Annotated in this window: 10 protein-coding genes, 1 tRNA gene and 2 pseudogenes; 9 read left to right on the top strand and 4 right to left on the bottom strand. The window is 47.1% G+C overall.

Annotation, left to right across the window (positions count from 1 at the left end):
- Positions 1–265: 265 nt before the first annotated feature.
- Genes Q384_RS11285 through Q384_RS11275 form a run of 3 tightly spaced genes read left to right on the top strand, consistent with a single transcriptional unit; the run spans position 266 to position 6,183 of the window.
- Positions 266–1,459 (top strand): efflux RND transporter periplasmic adaptor subunit, encoded by a 1,194-nt coding sequence (locus tag Q384_RS11285; RefSeq protein ID WP_425423492.1) that lies wholly within the window; start codon positions 266–268, stop codon positions 1,457–1,459.
- 9 nt (positions 1,460–1,468) lie between these two features.
- Positions 1,469–4,723, top strand: a complete 3,255-nt coding sequence (locus tag Q384_RS11280; RefSeq protein WP_084224478.1) for an efflux RND transporter permease subunit — start codon at positions 1,469–1,471, stop codon at positions 4,721–4,723.
- The gene (locus Q384_RS11275) at positions 4,723–6,183 is read left to right on the top strand and encodes an efflux transporter outer membrane subunit (protein ID WP_037588256.1); all 1,461 of its coding nucleotides are present in this window, start codon (positions 4,723–4,725) and stop codon (positions 6,181–6,183) included. Before Q384_RS11280 ends, Q384_RS11275 begins: the two co-directional genes overlap by 1 nt.
- 173 nt (positions 6,184–6,356) lie before the next feature.
- Here the strand turns inward: Q384_RS11275 and Q384_RS11270 are convergent.
- Positions 6,357–7,775: pseudogene (locus tag Q384_RS11270) on the bottom strand (amino acid permease).
- A 792-nt stretch (positions 7,776–8,567) separates the two neighbouring features.
- Between Q384_RS11270 and Q384_RS11260 the strand changes: the two are divergent.
- Positions 8,568–8,644 (top strand) — tRNA-Pro (locus Q384_RS11260).
- 79 nt (positions 8,645–8,723) lie between these two features.
- Here the strand turns inward: Q384_RS11260 and Q384_RS11255 are convergent.
- Positions 8,724–10,007 (bottom strand): aldehyde dehydrogenase family protein, encoded by a 1,284-nt coding sequence (locus tag Q384_RS11255; protein WP_245608555.1) that lies wholly within the window; start codon positions 10,005–10,007, stop codon positions 8,724–8,726.
- Positions 10,008–10,202: 195 nt separating this feature from the next.
- Between Q384_RS11255 and Q384_RS14440 the strand changes: the two genes are divergently transcribed.
- Positions 10,203–10,325 (top strand): hypothetical protein, encoded by a 123-nt coding sequence (locus tag Q384_RS14440; protein ID WP_281174545.1) that lies wholly within the window; start codon positions 10,203–10,205, stop codon positions 10,323–10,325.
- A gap of 1,145 nt (positions 10,326–11,470) precedes the next feature.
- Here Q384_RS14440 and Q384_RS14185 read toward each other — a convergent pair.
- Together Q384_RS14185 and Q384_RS11245 are read right to left on the bottom strand one after the other, a co-directional pair.
- Positions 11,471–11,792 (bottom strand): annotated as a pseudogene (locus Q384_RS14185) (IS1595 family transposase); the annotation flags it as partial.
- Between the two features lie 239 nt (positions 11,793–12,031).
- Positions 12,032–12,631 carry an LURP-one-related/scramblase family protein gene (locus Q384_RS11245; protein WP_037588251.1) on the bottom strand — a complete coding sequence of 200 codons (600 nt, stop codon included), beginning with the start codon at positions 12,629–12,631 and terminating at the stop codon, positions 12,032–12,034.
- A 134-nt stretch (positions 12,632–12,765) separates the two neighbouring features.
- Between Q384_RS11245 and Q384_RS11240 the strand changes: the two genes are divergently transcribed.
- The 4 genes from Q384_RS11240 to Q384_RS11230 all read left to right on the top strand — a co-directional run bounded on the left by Q384_RS11240 (position 12,766) and on the right by Q384_RS11230 (position 16,553).
- Positions 12,766–13,671, top strand: a complete 906-nt coding sequence (locus Q384_RS11240) for an alpha/beta hydrolase (protein WP_051940954.1) — start codon at positions 12,766–12,768, stop codon at positions 13,669–13,671.
- 95 nt (positions 13,672–13,766) lie between these two features.
- Positions 13,767–14,678 (top strand): DMT family transporter, encoded by a 912-nt coding sequence (locus Q384_RS11235; RefSeq protein WP_051940952.1) that lies wholly within the window; start codon positions 13,767–13,769, stop codon positions 14,676–14,678.
- Between the two features lie 163 nt (positions 14,679–14,841).
- On the top strand, positions 14,842–14,976 hold the full coding sequence (locus Q384_RS14435; protein WP_281174544.1) for a hypothetical protein: 135 nt from the start codon (positions 14,842–14,844) through the stop codon (positions 14,974–14,976).
- A 191-nt stretch (positions 14,977–15,167) separates the two neighbouring features.
- Entirely contained in the window at positions 15,168–16,553 is a 1,386-nt protein-coding gene (locus tag Q384_RS11230; RefSeq protein WP_037588249.1) for a phosphomannomutase/phosphoglucomutase, read from the top strand.
- Positions 16,554–16,654 lie beyond the last annotated feature (101 nt).

Below are 16,654 nucleotides of genomic sequence, written 5' to 3'. Positions count from 1 at the left end.
CAAAACAATTGATTGCATACATTCTTGCATGTATCATGACACACGTAAACCCCAAAAGGCATTTTGTCGGGTTTTTTAGTTTCGCTGGGCATTGCACACAGTTTGTTTTGGCGGCACGGTTATTTTTCTGAATAAAAAATTAAAAACAGTTATAAAATAAATACATCTGAAACCATGCATAAAGTACCTTTTGTGTATTTGGTTAAAATTTGTGTTTACATGCAGAAATAGTTCAATCATTTTAAAACCATAACAACACATCGAGGTGTTTATGTATTCTTTTAACACACAAGCAAAACCGTGGCGGCTGCGTATTGCCGTATTGGCAACGGCGGCGGCTTTGGCTGCCTGCGGCGGTAAACAAGACGATGCGGCAGGCAAAGCAGGGCAGCAAGCACCTGTGGTGAGCGTGATTATCGCTCAGCCGCAAACGGTAACGCTCACGTCCGAATTAAGCGGCCGTTTGCAGCCGATACGTGAGGCACAAATCCGCGCCCGAGTTGCCGGTGTGGTGCAAAAGCGGTTGTTTACCGAGGGCGGCTATGTCAAAGCCGGCCAGCCCTTATTCAAAATTGACGATGCGCTTTATGCTGCCAATTTAGACAGTGCCAAAGCCAATTATGCCAAAGCCAGTGCGGATTTGGCGCGTTACCGTCCGTTGGCGGCGGCAAACGCCATCAGTAAACAAGAATTTGATCAGGCGGTGGCACAAGAACGTTTAACCCGCGCCGCCATGAAAACCGCGCAAATCAATGTGGGTTACACCAATGTATATGCGCCCATCAGCGGGCGCATCGGCAAGGCTTTGGTCACTGAAGGTGCATTGGTGGGGCAAGGTGATGCAACACAGCTGGCATTGATTCAGCAAACCGATACTTTATATGTGGATTTGAATCAAACGGCTTTGCAGGCGATGAAAATTCGTCAGGCAGCCGCCGAAGGTAAGCTGAAAGTAATAGACGGCGGCGCGGAAGTAACCATTTTGTTGGACGACGGCAGTGAATACCCGCAAAAAGGGCGTTTGCTGTTTACCGACATGACGGTGAACGAGAATACGGGGCAGGTGAGCTTACGTGCTGAAGTACCCAATGGCGGCAATATCTTATTGCCGGGCATGTTTGTGCGCGTGTTGATTCCGCAGGCACAAATGGATAATGCCATGCTGATTCCGCAGCAAGCGGTTACGCGCGGTTCACAAGGCGATACCCTGATGGTTGCCAATGCCGACGGCAGCTTCGCACCGCGCCCGATTACGATTGCACAAGGACAGGGCAATAATTGGGTGGTTACCGGCGGATTGCGCGCGGGTGATCAGGTGATTATGGACGGTTTGGCAGCGGTGCAGATGACCGGTGCAAAAAAAGTAAAACCCGAGCCGTGGAAAAATCCCGCTGATAAAGCCGCCGCGCCGATTCAGGCAGCCCAAGAACAGCCTGCTTCGGCAGCCTCAGCCGAATAAGGGGATCACATGGCTAAGTTTTTTATTGACCGCCCGATTTTCGCTTGGGTGGTGGCGATGTTTATTATGATTGCGGGGGTGGTTTCCATCACGCAGCTGCCTGTGTCGCAATACCCAACGGTTGCGCCGCCCACCATTACTTTGCAAGTAACTTACCCGGGTGCAGATGCACAAACCATTGAAGACAGCGTGTTGTCTTTGATTGAGCGTGAAATGAACGGGGTGGAAAACTTGGAGTACATGGAATCCAAAGCCTTATCCAACGGCACGGGTTCATTGACTTTAACGTTCAAAACCGGCACGGATTCCGATATTGCCCAAATGGACGTGCAAAATCAATTGGCAAGAGCAGAGTCGCGTTTGCCCGCTATGGTGAGGCAATTGGGCGTGGAAGTCGAAAAATCGCGTTCCAACTTTTTGCTGGTGGCGATGTTTACTTCTGATGATCCCAATGCGAATACCCGTGAAATCAGCGACTATGTGGCGCGGAATGTAGTGCCGGAATTGCAGCGTTTGGACGGCATCGGCGGCGTGAATTTGTTTGGTTCGGAACGCGCCATGCGCGTGTGGCTGGATACGGAAAAATTGCGCGGTTTGAATTTAACGGCGGCAGATGTCAATAATGCCATTATGGCGCAGAACATGCAGATTTCCGCCGGCAGTATCGGTGATTTGCCCAACAGCCAAGGTCAAACCATTTCGGCAAAAGTGATTGCACCCGGCCAGCTCCAAACAACGGAAGAGTTTGAAAACATTGTTTTGCGTGCCTCAACCGACGGTTCGATGGTGTATTTGAAAGATGTGGCGCGGGTGGAATTGGGTGCGCAGTCGTATGCCGCATCGGCACGGCTGAACGGCAAACCGGTAGTGGGTATGGGTGTGTCTTTGTCCACCGACGGCAACGCGATTGCCGCATCAAAATTGGTGAATGCCAAACTAACCGAATTGCAAAAATTCTTTCCGGCGGGCGTGCGTTGGGCTATTCCGTATGACAGTTCCAAATTCGTGGGCTTGTCGATTGAAAAAGTGGTGCATACCTTACTGGAAGCCATTGCGCTGGTGTTTTTGGTGATGCTGCTGTTTTTGCAAAATTTCCGTTACACCATTATTCCGACCATTGTTGTGCCGATTGCTTTATTGGGCGCATTGGCAGTGGTTTACGCCGTGGGCATGTCCATTAATGTATTAACCATGTTTGCGATGGTGCTGGTGATTGGTATCGTTGTGGACGATGCGATTGTGGTGGTGGAAAACGTTGAGCGCATCATGGCAGAAGAACGCCTGCCGCCGCTGGAAGCCACGCGCAAAGCCATGAGCCAAATTTCAAGTGCGGTTGTTGGGATTACCGTGGTATTGATTTCGGTATTTATCCCGATGGCGTTTTTTTCGGGATCTACCGGCAATATTTACCGCCAATTTTCGGTGGTGATGGCGGTGTCAATTTTCTTCTCGGCATTTATGGCGTTGTCGCTCACACCCGCTTTGTGTGCCACACTTTTGAAACCGGTTGATAAAAATCATCATGAAAAAACAGGTTTTTTCGGCTGGTTTAACCGCGTGTTTCACAAAGGCAGTAAACGTTATGAAACCGGTGTTGCCAAATTATTGCGGCGCGGCGGCAGAATGCTGGTGATTTATTTGATATTGATGAGTGTGGGTTTGTTTGTGCTGCTGCGTTTGCCCACTTCGTTTTTACCCGCTGAAGACCAAGGTGTGGTGCTGGCGGTTATTCAATTGCCGCCGGGCGCAACGCAGGCGCGTACCCTGGAAACCGTTAAAACCTATGAAAATTTTGTGTTGAAGCAGCCTGAAGTACAAGATGTGATAACGGTGGTGGGATTCAGTTTCAGCGGTCAAGGTCAAAACATGGGCATGAGCTTCGTTCCTTTGAAAGATTGGTCTGAACGCACCGCCGCCGGTTCTGATGCAGATTCTCTTGCTCATCGGATTACCGGCGCGATGATGGGCATGAACCGAGACGGTACTATTTTTGCATTAACGCTGCCCGCCATTCCTGAATTGGGCAGCAGCTCCGGCTTTAATTTCCGCTTGCAAGACCGCGGCGATAAAGGACACGATGCTTTACTGGCGGCGCGCAATCAATTGCTGGGCATGGCAAGGCAAAGCAAGGTGCTCACAGATGTTCGCCCCGACGGCATGGAAGATGCGCCGCAATTGCGTATTGACATTGACCGCGAAGCCGCCGCCGCACAAGGCGTTAGTTTCACCGCGATTGGTTCGGTGTTGTCCACTGCCTTGGGTTCAAACTATGTAAACGATTTCCCGAATAAAGGCCGTTTACAGCGTGTGGTGGTGCAGGGCGATGTCAGCACGCGTATGCAGCCTGAAGACATATTGCGATTAACGGTGAACAATCAATTGGGGCAAGCCGTTCCATTATCCAGCATGGTGAAAACCAGCTGGGTAACCGGACCGATGCAAACCACGCGCTACAATGGCTACTCGGCAATGGCGATTACCGGCAATGCCGCACCGGGTTACAGCTCGGGTGATGCGATGGCGGAAATGGCAAAATTAGCAGAAAAATTACCTGATGGCTTTGGCTTTGAATGGACGGGACAATCGCGTGAAGAACAAGAATCCGGTTCGCAAACCATTATCTTGTATGCGTTTTCCATTTTGGCGGTTTTCCTGTGCTTGGCGGCGTTGTATGAAAGCTGGACAATTCCGGTTGCCGTATTGTTGGTTGTTCCTTTGGGCTTTTTGGGTGCGGTATTGGGCGTCTGGGGACGCGGCTTGTTAAATGACGTGTATTTCCAAGTGGGCTTGATCACGGTGATTGGTTTGAGCGCAAAAAATTCCATTTTGATTGTGGAATTTGCCAAAGACCTGCAAGCGGAAGGATACAATGCCTTTGAAGCGGCTTTGGCGGCGGCGCATTTGCGGTTTCGTCCGATTTTAATGACTTCCCTGGCATTTATTATTGGCGTGGTGCCGCTGTATTTTGCATCAGGCGCATCTTCTGCCAGCCAGCGCGCCATTGGTACGAGCGTGTTTTGGGGCATGTTGATCGGTACATTTTTATCGGTATTTTTCGTGCCGATGTTCTATACCGCCGTGCGCAGCTTCTTCCACCACACCAAACGGCAAAATGAACGTTTTGCCAAACATGCCGCTGAAGCGGGCATGACGCGCGAATTGGGTAAACAGTATTTGCAAGAGGCGGAATCCTCATTGACTGATGAAGAACGCCGTGCCTTGCATGAGGCGAGTCAACGCTACGCCAAGAAAAAGGACGAATAATGATTAAAAATAAAATGCTGTTGTCTGTTGTGGCAGCGGCGGTGTTGTCTGCTTGTTCCATGGCGCCGAATTATCAGCAGCCCACCGTTGAACTGGCCAACCATTTCCCTGCTGTTTCAGGTAGCCGAAATCAAGGAAATATCTTGGCGGATCACTTGGGCTGGCAAGACTATTTTGCCGATGAACGCTTGAGAAGCCTGATGGCTTTGGCACTGCAAAACAACCGCGATTTACGCGTGGCTGCCTTAAATGTTGAAGCTGTCCGCGCGCAATATGCGATTGCCCGTGCCAATCAATTGCCGGCATTGGGCGTAACCGGCAGTGCGCAGAAAGGGCGCACGGCACAAGACTTAAGCTCCCGCGTGGATGCGCAAGGTCAGCAAGTGAGTTTTGTCAGCGAGGCTTATAATGTTGGCTTCGGCGTTACTGCGTTTGAGCTGGATTTGTTCGGGCGCGTAAACAGCTTATCGAAAAGCGCGTTAAATCGGTATTTCGGGCAAATTCAAAACCGCGATGCCGCACAAATAAGCTTGATTGCCTCTGTGGCAGACGCCTATTTTGCCGAGCGGGTGGCGCAGGAAAGCATGGATTTGGCACAGCGCGTTTTACAATCGCGTGAAGAAAGCAAACGTTTAACGGATTTGTCATACAAAGCAGGCGTGATTTCTGCCATTGACGTGAACATTGCTGAAACCCAAATCGAAACCGCCCGCGCCGGTTATGCCTCGGCACAGCAAGCGCGTGATCAGGCGCAAAATGCGATGGCATTGCTGATTGGTCAACCGATACCTGCGGGTTTACCGCCGGCATTGCCGCTGAACCAACAATTTGCCCACGTTGAACTGCCTGTGGGCTTGCCTTCAGACGTGTTATACCGCCGCCCCGATGTGCGCGAAGCCGAGTTTGCACTTAAATCTGCCAACGCCGACATCGGCGCGGCGCGCGCGGCATTTTTCCCGCGCATTAACCTGATTGGCAGCATCGGCAGCGGTAGCACTGAATTAAACGGTTTGTTCGACGGCGTAAACCGCACATGGAGTTTCATGCCGCAAATCACCCTGCCGATTTTCACGTGGGGACAAAACAAAGCCAATCTGGATTTGGCAGAGGTGCGCAAAAACATCGCCGTTGCCCAATACGAAAAAACGGTTCAGGCGGCTTTCCGTGATGTTGCCGATGCTTTGGTTGCCCGTTCGGCACTGCGGCAGCAATACCAAGCTCAGCAAAAAAGCACCCAAGCGCAATTGAATCGCTATCGTTTGGTGAAAATGCGGTATGACCACGGTATTTCCAGCTCATTGGAATTATTAGACGCCGAGCGCGACAGCTATTCCGCACAACAGGCTTTGCTGCAAACCCAACAGATGCTGCTGCAAAACCGTGCGGATTTATACAAAGCCTTGGGCGGTGGTTTGAATGAAGAAACGCAAACCGCAGCGAATGAGACGGCGGCACAGTAATCAGGTTGCCTGAAAAAAGCCAAACCGAATGATTTGTTCGGTTTGGCTTTTTATTTGCTTTTTAAGGAAGGAATCTTCAGATCGGCGTAATTCGGCGTTTGGGCGCAGCTTTCACCGTACCCAAGCCACGCGCCGCCCGAAACCCTGCCCTTTGGGACGGGGTTTAAGATTTTTTATTTTTGATGTAAGTGAGAATGTTTGCGGCTGTAGGTAAAGAACACGACCAAACCAATCACCAGCCACACCAAAAACCGCAGCCAAGTATCCCAATTCAAACCCGCAATCAATGTCAGGCAAAACAGAATGGAAATAATCGGTGTAATCGGCACCCAAGGCGTTTTAAAACCGCGCGGTACATTGGGTTGTTTGTAACGCATCCAAATGACCCCTGCGGATACCAATACAAATGCCGCCAATGTGCCGATATTCACCATTTCCGCCAAGATATTGATATTAACAAAACCGGCGGCTAAAGATGCCAAGACACCAAAAAACCATGTACCCAAAAACGGTGTGCGGTAAGTTGAATGAACTTTACCCAAAAAGCTCGGGAATAAGCCATCGCGGCTCATGGCGTAGCTGACGCGGGTTTGGCCATACAGCATCACCAAAATCACAGTGGTAATGCCCAAAATAGCGCCCAAGCTCACCAATATACCCAGCCAAGTTTGTTCGGTTGCTTCAATAACAGCCATTACCGGTGCGGTGAGATAACGTTCATACACGGTATAAGGCACAACACCGGTCATGATTAATGTCATGGCAATGTACAAAATGGTTGCCAGCAACAAAGAACCCATAATCCCGCGCGGTAATGATTTACTGGGATTAACCGCTTCTTCCGCGCTGGCAGAGACGGCATCAAAACCGATAAAGGCGAAGAACACAATGGAAGCCGCCGGAATCACCCCTGCCGCCAACCCATTATTGAAGGAATACCAGCCAAACGGGGTGAACGGCTACCAATTAGATGGGTTAATAAACCATACTGTCGCCACAATAAAGGTAATCACCACCGCCAATTTGATGATAACCATCACATCATTCACCCGTTTGGTTTGGTTAATACCAATGGACAAAAAGAATGTTAATACCAATACAATTAAAGCAGCAAACAAATCAAAAACGGTGTGTGTACCCGGTATCGTTCCTGCGGCTGCCCGCAGCGCATCGGGTAAATGAATACCCACGCTGGCAAGAATACTTTGGAAATATCCCGACCAGCCCACCGCAACGGTTGACACCGCCAGCCCATATTCCAAAATCAAATCCCAGCCCATCATAAAGGCAATCAGCTCACCAAAAGAAACATAGGCATACGAATAAGCAGAGCCGGAAATAGGCACCATAGACGCAAATTCGGCATAGCATAAACCGGCAAAACCGCAGCAAATCGCCGCCAGTAAAAATGACAAGGACAATGCAGGTCCTGCTGTCAGCGCACCTTTGCCGGTTAATACAAAAATACCTGTGCCGATAATTGCGCCAATACCCAAGAAAACCAAGTCTTTGGTTGTCAGTCCTCGCTTCAGCGGCGTTTCATAACGGGCAATTTCCGCTACATTTTTTTTCCGAAAAAGGTTGTTGCTCATGAAATATATACCTCAGGCTGTCTAAAAATTAATCTCAAAACAATCGTCAATTATTTTGCCCTTTGCGCAAGAGATTGAGCGCAGGGCACAGTAATGATCTGTAAGCATGGCTGTGATAATAAATTAAATAACTTTAACTAACATTATCACGATAGTTACTATAATAGCGACTAAGTGAACTTGCATGGTTCTTGTGATAAAAAATATCTATAATTATGATATTTTATATTTATTTATAAATACACTATTGTTTTTGCAGAGAGAATCATGACCTGCTCTTTGTTTAGATGAGATCGGATTTCAGCAAGATGGGTAATATTCGGATGCTTGGCAAAAGAAATATGATGCTGTGGTGTTTTTTTATGCGTACGCCGACAGGTTTTGCTGCCAGAATTGCCAAAAAAATGGTTTTGGGCATGAATAATGTACCTTTCATAAGCATAAAAGCATCAAGATACGCTTGAATGGGCATAGGTAAAAGCCATTACAGGTTATTAAGGCTTAATGATATTGATGCGCTGTGCAAATTGTGCATGGGAATTATTTCAACTGAATGGTTTATTTGATTAATTATTTTGAAAAACCGAATTGTTTGGCTGTATTTATTTTTTTGCTTTAAAAAGGCTTTTTGCAAGGCATTTTTGGTATTGCTTTAGCAGCCTGTTTTCACCTTGCCGCGTGTTGCTTCAATTGGACTGAGAATGCTGTACCCGATTTTAACCGCTGTTTTCAATGTGTTTTATTTGGTTGGCATTGCCAAACCAAAATCAAGTCATTATAATGCCCGTCTTTCGGAGTGTAGCGCAGCCCGGTAGCGCACCTCGTTCGGGACGAGGGGGTCGAAGGTTCGAATCCTTTCACTCCGACCAACACAACACAAACCGCTTTGTTATTGATTAACAAAGCGGTTTTGTTTTTGTAAGGCTGCCTGAAAAGTTTCAGGCAGCCTTATTTTTGCCAATAGCTTTTCACGTTTACAAATTCATATAAACCAAATTCCGATAATTCCCGCCCAAATCCGGAATCTTTGACACCGCCAAACGGCAGCCTCAAATCACTGCTGGTGTGGCGGTTGATGAATACGCTGCCTGTTTGCAGCTGTTTTGCCCAATGCCATGCCATGTCTGTGCTGCGGCTGTAAATTGATGCACCCAAGCCGAAAGGATTGTCGTTTGCCAGTGCAATTGCGTGTTCGGCGTTGCGGGCACGCAAGATGCCGACGGCAGGACCGAATACTTCTTCGTCATACATGCGGCATTGCGGATTGATGTGGTCCAGCACGGTGGCGGGGTAAAAATAGCCTGCACCTTCAGGCATTTCACCGCCGAGCAAACACACCGCGCCGTGAGCAAGCGCATCGCATACTTGTTCATGCACACGATCACGCAAATCGGCACGGTGCAAGGGCGCAAGCGTGGTTTCAGGCAGCCACGGCGCGCCGGTTTTCAAGCGGCGGCAATGGGTTAAAAAGCACGCAATAAAGGCATCGGCAACCGCATCGGTAACAATCAAACGTTTGGCGGCATTGCATGATTGCCCCGCATCGCGAAACCGTGAATAGCAAGCATCTTTTGCCGCTTCTTCAATGTCGGCATCGTCCAGAACGATAAACGCATTGCTGCCGCCCAGTTCCAACACACATTTTTTCAGGTGCTTGCCCGCCAATGCCGCCAAATGGCGGCCGGTTGCGTCGGAGCCGGTAAATGCCAGCGCGTGTGTTTGCGCAATGGCGGCTTCCACGTCGTCATCGGCTAACCATGCTGCCTGAAACGGCAAATCATCACCAACGGCGTCAAACAGAGCCTGTGTTACGCCGGCAACGGTGGGCGCGGGTTTGACCAAACAGGCATTGCCCGCACATAAGGCAGGTACGGCAAAACGCAATAATTGCCAAACGGGATAGTTCCACGGCATCACCGCCAGCACCACGCCCAAAGGCTCAAAGCGTACTTGGCTGAGCTGCGCTTGAGTGGCGATTATTTTCGGTTGCAGTAACTCAGGTGATAAACGTGCATAATAACGAATCAAATCCAGTGATTTTTCCAATTCGGCTTCGCATTCGCGCAAACACCGCCCCACCTCCAAACAAATCTGCATCGCCAAATCGTGTTTGGCTGCGTTTAAGCGTTCGGCAAAAGCCAATAATTTTGCCGTGCGCTGCGTTACTGAGTATTCGGCAAAGATTTGTTGTTGCGTTTTCAGTGTGTTATTTTGCTCAGTAAACGCATCAATTTGGCTTGCTTCGCGTTCAAATAAAATATGTTGGTCTAAAATATGGCGGCTGCAAAACACAATTTATCCTTGTATTCATCAATACAATATCATCATACAAAAATACTGTCTGAAACACATGCTATTTTTCAGGCAGCCTGAAAATACATGCGCTGCTTCAAATAAAATACTATTTATCCGCAAGGAATTATTTTTATGAAAATTCTATCTAAAGCATTCAATGTTCGCATTACCGGAATGGCGTTATTAATCATTACGCTCAGTGGCTGTGCATTGATATCCGACATCAAAGGAGCGGTGATGGCGGAAGGCACTTAATATGCCGGTAGATCAAATGCCCATGTATGGCGGGGTGGATCGAAGCTTCGTCCCTGCATTGGCGGCTGCTGACGAAAAACTGATAATTGTTATCCCTCATTCTCTTCATACAATGTCGCGCAAGTACTATAGGTACCAGCTGTACTCAAGGTTCCGGTATCGCGGTTGTAATGTACAATGCCGTCGCAAACCATCCCTTCCAGCTTATGTGCCAACTCCGGCCAGTCACGCAGCAAGGAAGGCTCTTTCATCCATGAGGGTGGACTTTCAAAGCGCAGACGTTGGCGATAATACACCGTGACGTTCATCTGCGAGTATTCGGGTTTGATTTCAAGAACAAGTAACTGCGTTGTAGGCTTACCCAGATACAGGCGTCCTCCTCCTTTGTTACTAGCGTCAATACGGGCGCGATAGGAAGGCGTCAATCGGTAGACTTCGCCATCCGCGCGCGCTGGATTATTATGATTGGGGTATAGTGGTAAATTCTGCTCAAATGTTTTTTGCAAAACACCAATGTCAACCAGGCGTTCCATGTAATGCCGGATTGGTTTGTTGATGGCAGCCTGATAAGGTTTTATTTCTGGGGGTGGGTCGGTAAAAATCACGCCACTGTATTCTGATCTATCCAGATAATTGTCAATATATGGTGGCCAGGGTAGACTGAAGTAGGCGATATGTTCGTGAAATGAGGAAAAAGTTCCTGTCGCCAATTTTTCTTCAATTTTATTTCTATCTAGTTTTGATAGCGTAAAGGAATTACGCTGAAAAAATTTTACGATGGAATCAAACAAACGCAGGCCGGGTTGTATATACAGCACTTCTTCCTTGCCCTGAAGCGCACGTTTGATTTCAGGGAAAGCGGTCTGCACATCGGCATTCATTGCCCATGCCGCAATTTTGTCCGGATCTGATATTCCAGTTTGTATGGTAACGGCGTAACCACTGCTGTCGATTTTCTTGATGTTATTGATTTTGATGAATTCATTTTCTCCATAGTTCAGACAGGGATCTTCCGATTTTCTGGTGTTGTAATTTGTTTCAGCCCAACCTTTCTCACTGATCCGATAATAAACGCCGCGCAGCCATTCATCTCCGATTTCCTGTACGCCGGAGGCGCGTTCAAAAAGCCCATGCTGCACCAATACATCAGGGATAATTTCTGTGTAAACGCAGCCATCACGTTTAAGTAAGCCGAACACAATGGTTTTACCACCGGCACCGCACCCGCTTGGCACCGAAGTAACTTTCATCAGCTTCTAATTCCCCGTTGAAAGGCGTATTTTGCAAACAATACGTGAAAATTCGCAACCTAATCTTTGTGTATATTCGATTGATTGACTGACGACTGATTCCGGTTAATTTTGCGGTTTGAGAGGCAGTTAAATCAAGCGAAAAACACTTGATAATTTGCCGCATTTTTGCATCAGAAAGTGACGAACTTTTTTGGTACTTGCAAACCATTGCCATGACTCCTTTTCAGACATTTTAATGCCTTGTTTGGTTGTCATGTCCCATCCAAAATATGGCGGCTGCAAAACACAGCATTTCCTCAGTAAAAAAATATATTGAATTGATTCGGCGGTATCCAAATTAAGCAAGAATCAAAAAATGTTTTAAAAATAAGTAATGGCTATTGTTTTGGCTGGGTTTTTCAGGCAGCCCGAAATGGATTTATGACGATTATGGTAAAACGTCAATCAATCGGATTATCCGTCACGCCGCTCTTGCAGTACCAGCATCATGCAGGCGACCGCTGCCAAATTATCCAAGGTGATGTCGGTTTTATTGCTGTGTTTTTCCAAACGGTAACGGCGTTCCCAGAAAGAAGCCTGTTTTTTCAAGCGGTATTGTTCGTGCCCTTGTGAATCCAATAAGGCATATTTTGGGTTGAGAAAATAACCGCTTAACCAGCCCAAAACGGGCACTTCCGATACCAAGCCATTTAACACGGCAATCCAAGGATTGGCTTCCTGAATGTCCAATACCAATTGTGATTGGGTATCATAAACGCTATAGTGTGTTCGCCATAGCGATTTCATGCCTTGGCGGCGAATTTGCCCCAGCTCCGTGTTTTTATTGTCAAAAATAGTGTAACGGGCGTTAAAATCAATGATGCGGTCGGCACGAATGGTGTAGCGTTTTTCGCGGCGGCTGTTGTCGGTGAATACGTCCACTGCCTCTTTGATGCGGAAAAATTGCTGGCGTGTATAAGCAATTTGTTGTCTCTGTGCATCGAAAACATTGAAGTCATTAGACGGAGTAAAGATTTTAAAGTGGAAATCCAAAGGAAATAAGAGTGGCTGCATGGTGGTTTTTTAAGTGGTTTTTAACGAAGTGATTATACAATTATTCCTCAGCCATTCTATTTAACCACGCTCGAACACTGTAAAAATTCAGGCAGCCGTTGTTTGGATTTTTACTCATTATAAGGAAAATGCAAATGTTGCAAAAATTATGGCAGCAGTGTTGCAAATACAGTGTTGGCTTGACCAATCACCACATTTATCATCCTGCGATACCATTGCTGTGGCAGCGCACGGTTGCAGACAGCGTTGGCCACATACCGTTTTTATTGCCCGATGGTGTATCGGAAACCGAATATTCTTTTGCCGGCCGCGATGTGTGCTGTTTTAATGCGGATAACAGCCAAAACGATGGGGTGATTGCTTTTTTTCACGGCGGCGGATTTACAACGGGTTCGATTACCAGCCACCGTCCGATGTGCCGCCATTTGGCAAAGGTAAGCCAAATGCCGATTTACAGTGTTGATTATCGGCTTGCCCCCGAACACCCGTTTCCCGCCGCGTTAGATGATGTGGAAGCGGTGGTGTTGTCATTACTACAAACATTAAATATTGATGCGGGTAAACTGATTTTGGCAGGCGATTCCGCAGGCGGCAATTTGGCACTGGCGGCTGCCAAACGTTTGCAAATACAGCAAAAACAGCCTGCTGCTTTAATTCTGCTGTCGCCGTGGGTAGAACCGATGGATACCCGCTTGACGTGGCGGTTTGATCCTGTAATCAATCCTTTATGGGGCATCATGAGTGCGCAGGCATATCGCGGTGAAGCGGAAGACCGCAATCCTGAATTTGCGCCGATTTATGCCGATTTAGCGGGTTTGCCGCCGATATTGCTACAAGTGGGGCGTGAAGAAATTTTATTGCCGCAAATTGAGCGGCTGGCAAACAAATTACAAGAAGCCAATGTCCCACTCACCTTTGAAATTTATGATTATTTGTGGCACAGCGGTCAAATGTCGGCAAGCATCAATCCGGTGGCTACCGAAGCGGTGAAAAGTTGCGGTGAATTTGTGCAGAATATCCGCCGAAACCGTCAAAAGTAAATGTATTCAGGCAGCCTGATTTAAACACAGGCTGCCTGAATTGTTTGCTATCGGCATAATTTCCGGAATAATTATCATGGTAATAGAGAAGACTGATGATAAACATTGATAAATTCAAAATAGCTTTCCTTTTTTTGATTGTTTGTCTGGCATGGGGAACAACATGGATAACAATCAAATTCAGCGTAGAAAGTATTCCGCCCATTTTATCTTCTGCCTTACGATTTATTGTGGCATTTCCCGCCTTTCTGTTTTTAGCCAAAATAACCCATACCAAAATTTTCCCCAAGCCTGAAGAAATACGATTTTATTGCATCGCAACTGTTTTTTATTATTCTCTCCCTTATGCGCTGATTAATTATGGTGAACTGTATTTAACCTCAGGGCTTGCCGCACTTATTTTCAGTACCATGCCAATATTGATTTTAATATTTTCTCATTTTCTTTTAAAAGAAAAGATTAATATTTTTCAGGTTATGGGAATTTTAATAGGATTGATTGGGTTTTATTTTATTATTAAGATTCAACACAAAGAATTGGGGTTTCAAAATATTATCGGCATCATTGCCTTATTTGCAGCAGCCATTATGCACGCAGGTTATTATGTTTATGTTAAAAAATCAGGTGCAAGCGTCAGCTCCATCGCAATGAATACCATTCCTTTGGGGCTGGCTGGGATTGGGTTGTTGGTAACCAGTTTATTTTTTGAATCGATAAATATTAATCAGATAAGCACTAAATCAATTCTCGCTACTGTCTATTTGGGTATTTTTGCCTCAGTGATTGGTTTTATTGCTTATTTTGAATTGCTGAAGAAGATAAGCCCGATTGTTATTTCTTTTGTATTTTTAATTTTTCCGGTTTTCGCTATTATTTTTTCATCAATGTTTGAATCAGCTTCAAATATTAATTTTGAATTTATTCTGTATTTTATCGTTATATTATTTGGCTTTATCATGACAAAGATTAATACAAAACCAAAAGAAGAGCATGATAAAGATAATTGAAAATACAAATAGATAAAATTTATCCGTATAGAGCCATTGGTAAGCAGTCTTATGATGTGGCTTGGTTTGTTTGTGTAAAGCCAAATAGCAGACCACCTGAGGAAAGCTCGGTTGTTGGGTAATCAAGCATTCAACCCAATCAATTACTTAGGGTGTCTTTTTCGTGCTTTTTGGAACAGCTGTTGCTGATGCTGTTGATGCACCTGATGAACCTGTTTTGAGCAGCAGTTTCGTTACCTTTGATAATGCGTCAACTCACGGCAAATGGCAGAAACACGGTGATTTGATTGGCAAGTGATTTGGTTTTGTGATAATCCTGCTTTCAAAAGGCTGTAAATCTGGTATCGTTCTGTCTTGGGCAGGTGTTTGTCGTTCATTATTCATTTTCCTTTGATGAGAAAAGTGTCGAACCAAACAACCACCTTACCTCTGAAATTGCTATTGACTGTGCGAAATCGCCATATCCAGCACCACAAAACAGAGAAAAAAATGAAGGCATCAACCATAGACTCAAGTATTTTCAAAGCCTACGACATTCGCGGCGTTGTCGGTAAAACCCTCACCGTTGATACCGCCTACCAAATCGGGCGAGCCTTGGCTGCTGAAGCGGCACAGCGCGGTGCATCGGTGATTGCTGTCGGGCGTGACGGGCGGTTATCCGGTCCGCAGCTGGCAGAAGCCTTAATCAGCGGCATCACCGACAGCGGCATTCAGGCAGCCGATGCGGGCATGGTTGCCACGCCGATGCTGTATTTTGCTGCCATACAGCATTGCGGCGGCAGCGGCGTGATGATTACCGGCAGCCACAATCCGCCGGAATACAACGGCTTTAAAATGATGCTGGCGCACGACACCTTGGCAGGTGATGATATTCAAGCCTTGTACAAACGCATTGAAGCTGGTGATTTGCTGCTCAAAGCCGCTGTGCCTGCTGCCGTTTCCAAATTAAATATTGCTGACGAATACATCAAACACATTGCCGATCATATTAAACTCAAACGCCCGATGAAAATTGCCGTTGATGCGGGTAATGGCGTGGCGGGTGCGTTTGCCGGTGATTTATACCGTGCTTTGGGCTGTGAAGTAACCGAATTATTCTGTGATGTGGACGGACACTTTCCAAATCACCACCCTGACCCCGCCAAAGCCGCTAATTTACAGGATTTGATTCAAGCCTTGCGCAAAAGTGATGCGGAAATCGGTTTGGCATTTGACGGCGACGGCGACCGCTTGGGCGTGGTTACCAAAGACGGACAAATTATTTATCCCGACCGCCAATTGATGTTGTTCGCCGCCGATGTACTCAGCCGCAATGCGGGGACGACGGTGATTTTTGATGTAAAATCCACGCGTCTGCTGACACCGTGGATTGAACAGCATGGCGGCAAACCTTTGATGAGTAAAACCGGACACAGTTTTATCAAAGCCGCGATCAAACAGCATGGTGCATTGCTGGCGGGTGAAATGAGCGGGCATGTGTTTTTTAAAGAACGCTGGTTTGGCTTTGACGACGGTTTGTATGCGGGCGCGCGGCTCTTGGAAATTTTGTCTGCCGCCGATGTGCCGTCAGATGTATTAAATGCGCTGCCCAACAGCGTTTCCACGCCCGAAATCAATATTGATGTGCCCGAGGGTTTATCGGGGCATGTCGTGATTGAAGAATTGGCGAAGCAAGCCCGCTTTGTAGGTGAACAAAGCCGAATCACCATTGATGGCTTGCGCGTGGAGTTTGCCGATGGTTTCGGTTTAATGCGCGCTTCCAACACCACGCCGGTATTGGTGTTGCGCTTTGAAGCCGATAGTGAAGCGGCTCTGGCACGAATTCAAGCGCAGTTTAAAGAAGTGATTACACGGAATCCGGCATTGCGTTGGTGAGGCGCACTTGCTTAAATTGTTTGGCGTGAATTTGCGGCAAGCTGTCTTTGAAATGATATGCGGTTGTAAAATTCAGATTACCGTACGGTTTGCCGCTGCTC

It is taken from the genome of Stenoxybacter acetivorans DSM 19021 (genome assembly GCF_000745895.1).
In the GTDB taxonomy this organism is placed as follows: domain Bacteria; phylum Pseudomonadota; class Gammaproteobacteria; order Burkholderiales; family Neisseriaceae; genus Stenoxybacter; species Stenoxybacter acetivorans.
The sequence above is the reverse complement of the archived record's forward strand: the minus strand, read 5'-3'. Positions and strand labels throughout refer to the sequence as shown.

What these genes read in the sequence shown, in the direction of transcription:
- Q384_RS11240 (WP_051940954.1), top strand. Translation starts at nt 12,766, where the DNA reads ATGTTGCAAAAATTATGGCAGCAGTGTTGCAAATACAGTGTTGGCTTG.
- Q384_RS14440 (WP_281174545.1), top strand. Translation starts at nt 10,203, where the DNA reads ATGAAAATTCTATCTAAAGCATTCAATGTTCGCATTACCGGAATGGCG.
- Q384_RS11275 (WP_037588256.1), top strand. Translation starts at nt 4,723, where the DNA reads ATGATTAAAAATAAAATGCTGTTGTCTGTTGTGGCAGCGGCGGTGTTG.
- Q384_RS11230 (WP_037588249.1), top strand. Translation starts at nt 15,168, where the DNA reads ATGAAGGCATCAACCATAGACTCAAGTATTTTCAAAGCCTACGACATT.
- Q384_RS11235 (WP_051940952.1), top strand. Translation starts at nt 13,767, where the DNA reads ATGATAAACATTGATAAATTCAAAATAGCTTTCCTTTTTTTGATTGTT.
- Q384_RS11280 (WP_084224478.1), top strand. Translation starts at nt 1,469, where the DNA reads ATGGCTAAGTTTTTTATTGACCGCCCGATTTTCGCTTGGGTGGTGGCG.
- Q384_RS11245 (WP_037588251.1), bottom strand. Translation starts at nt 12,631, where the DNA reads ATGCAGCCACTCTTATTTCCTTTGGATTTCCACTTTAAAATCTTTACT.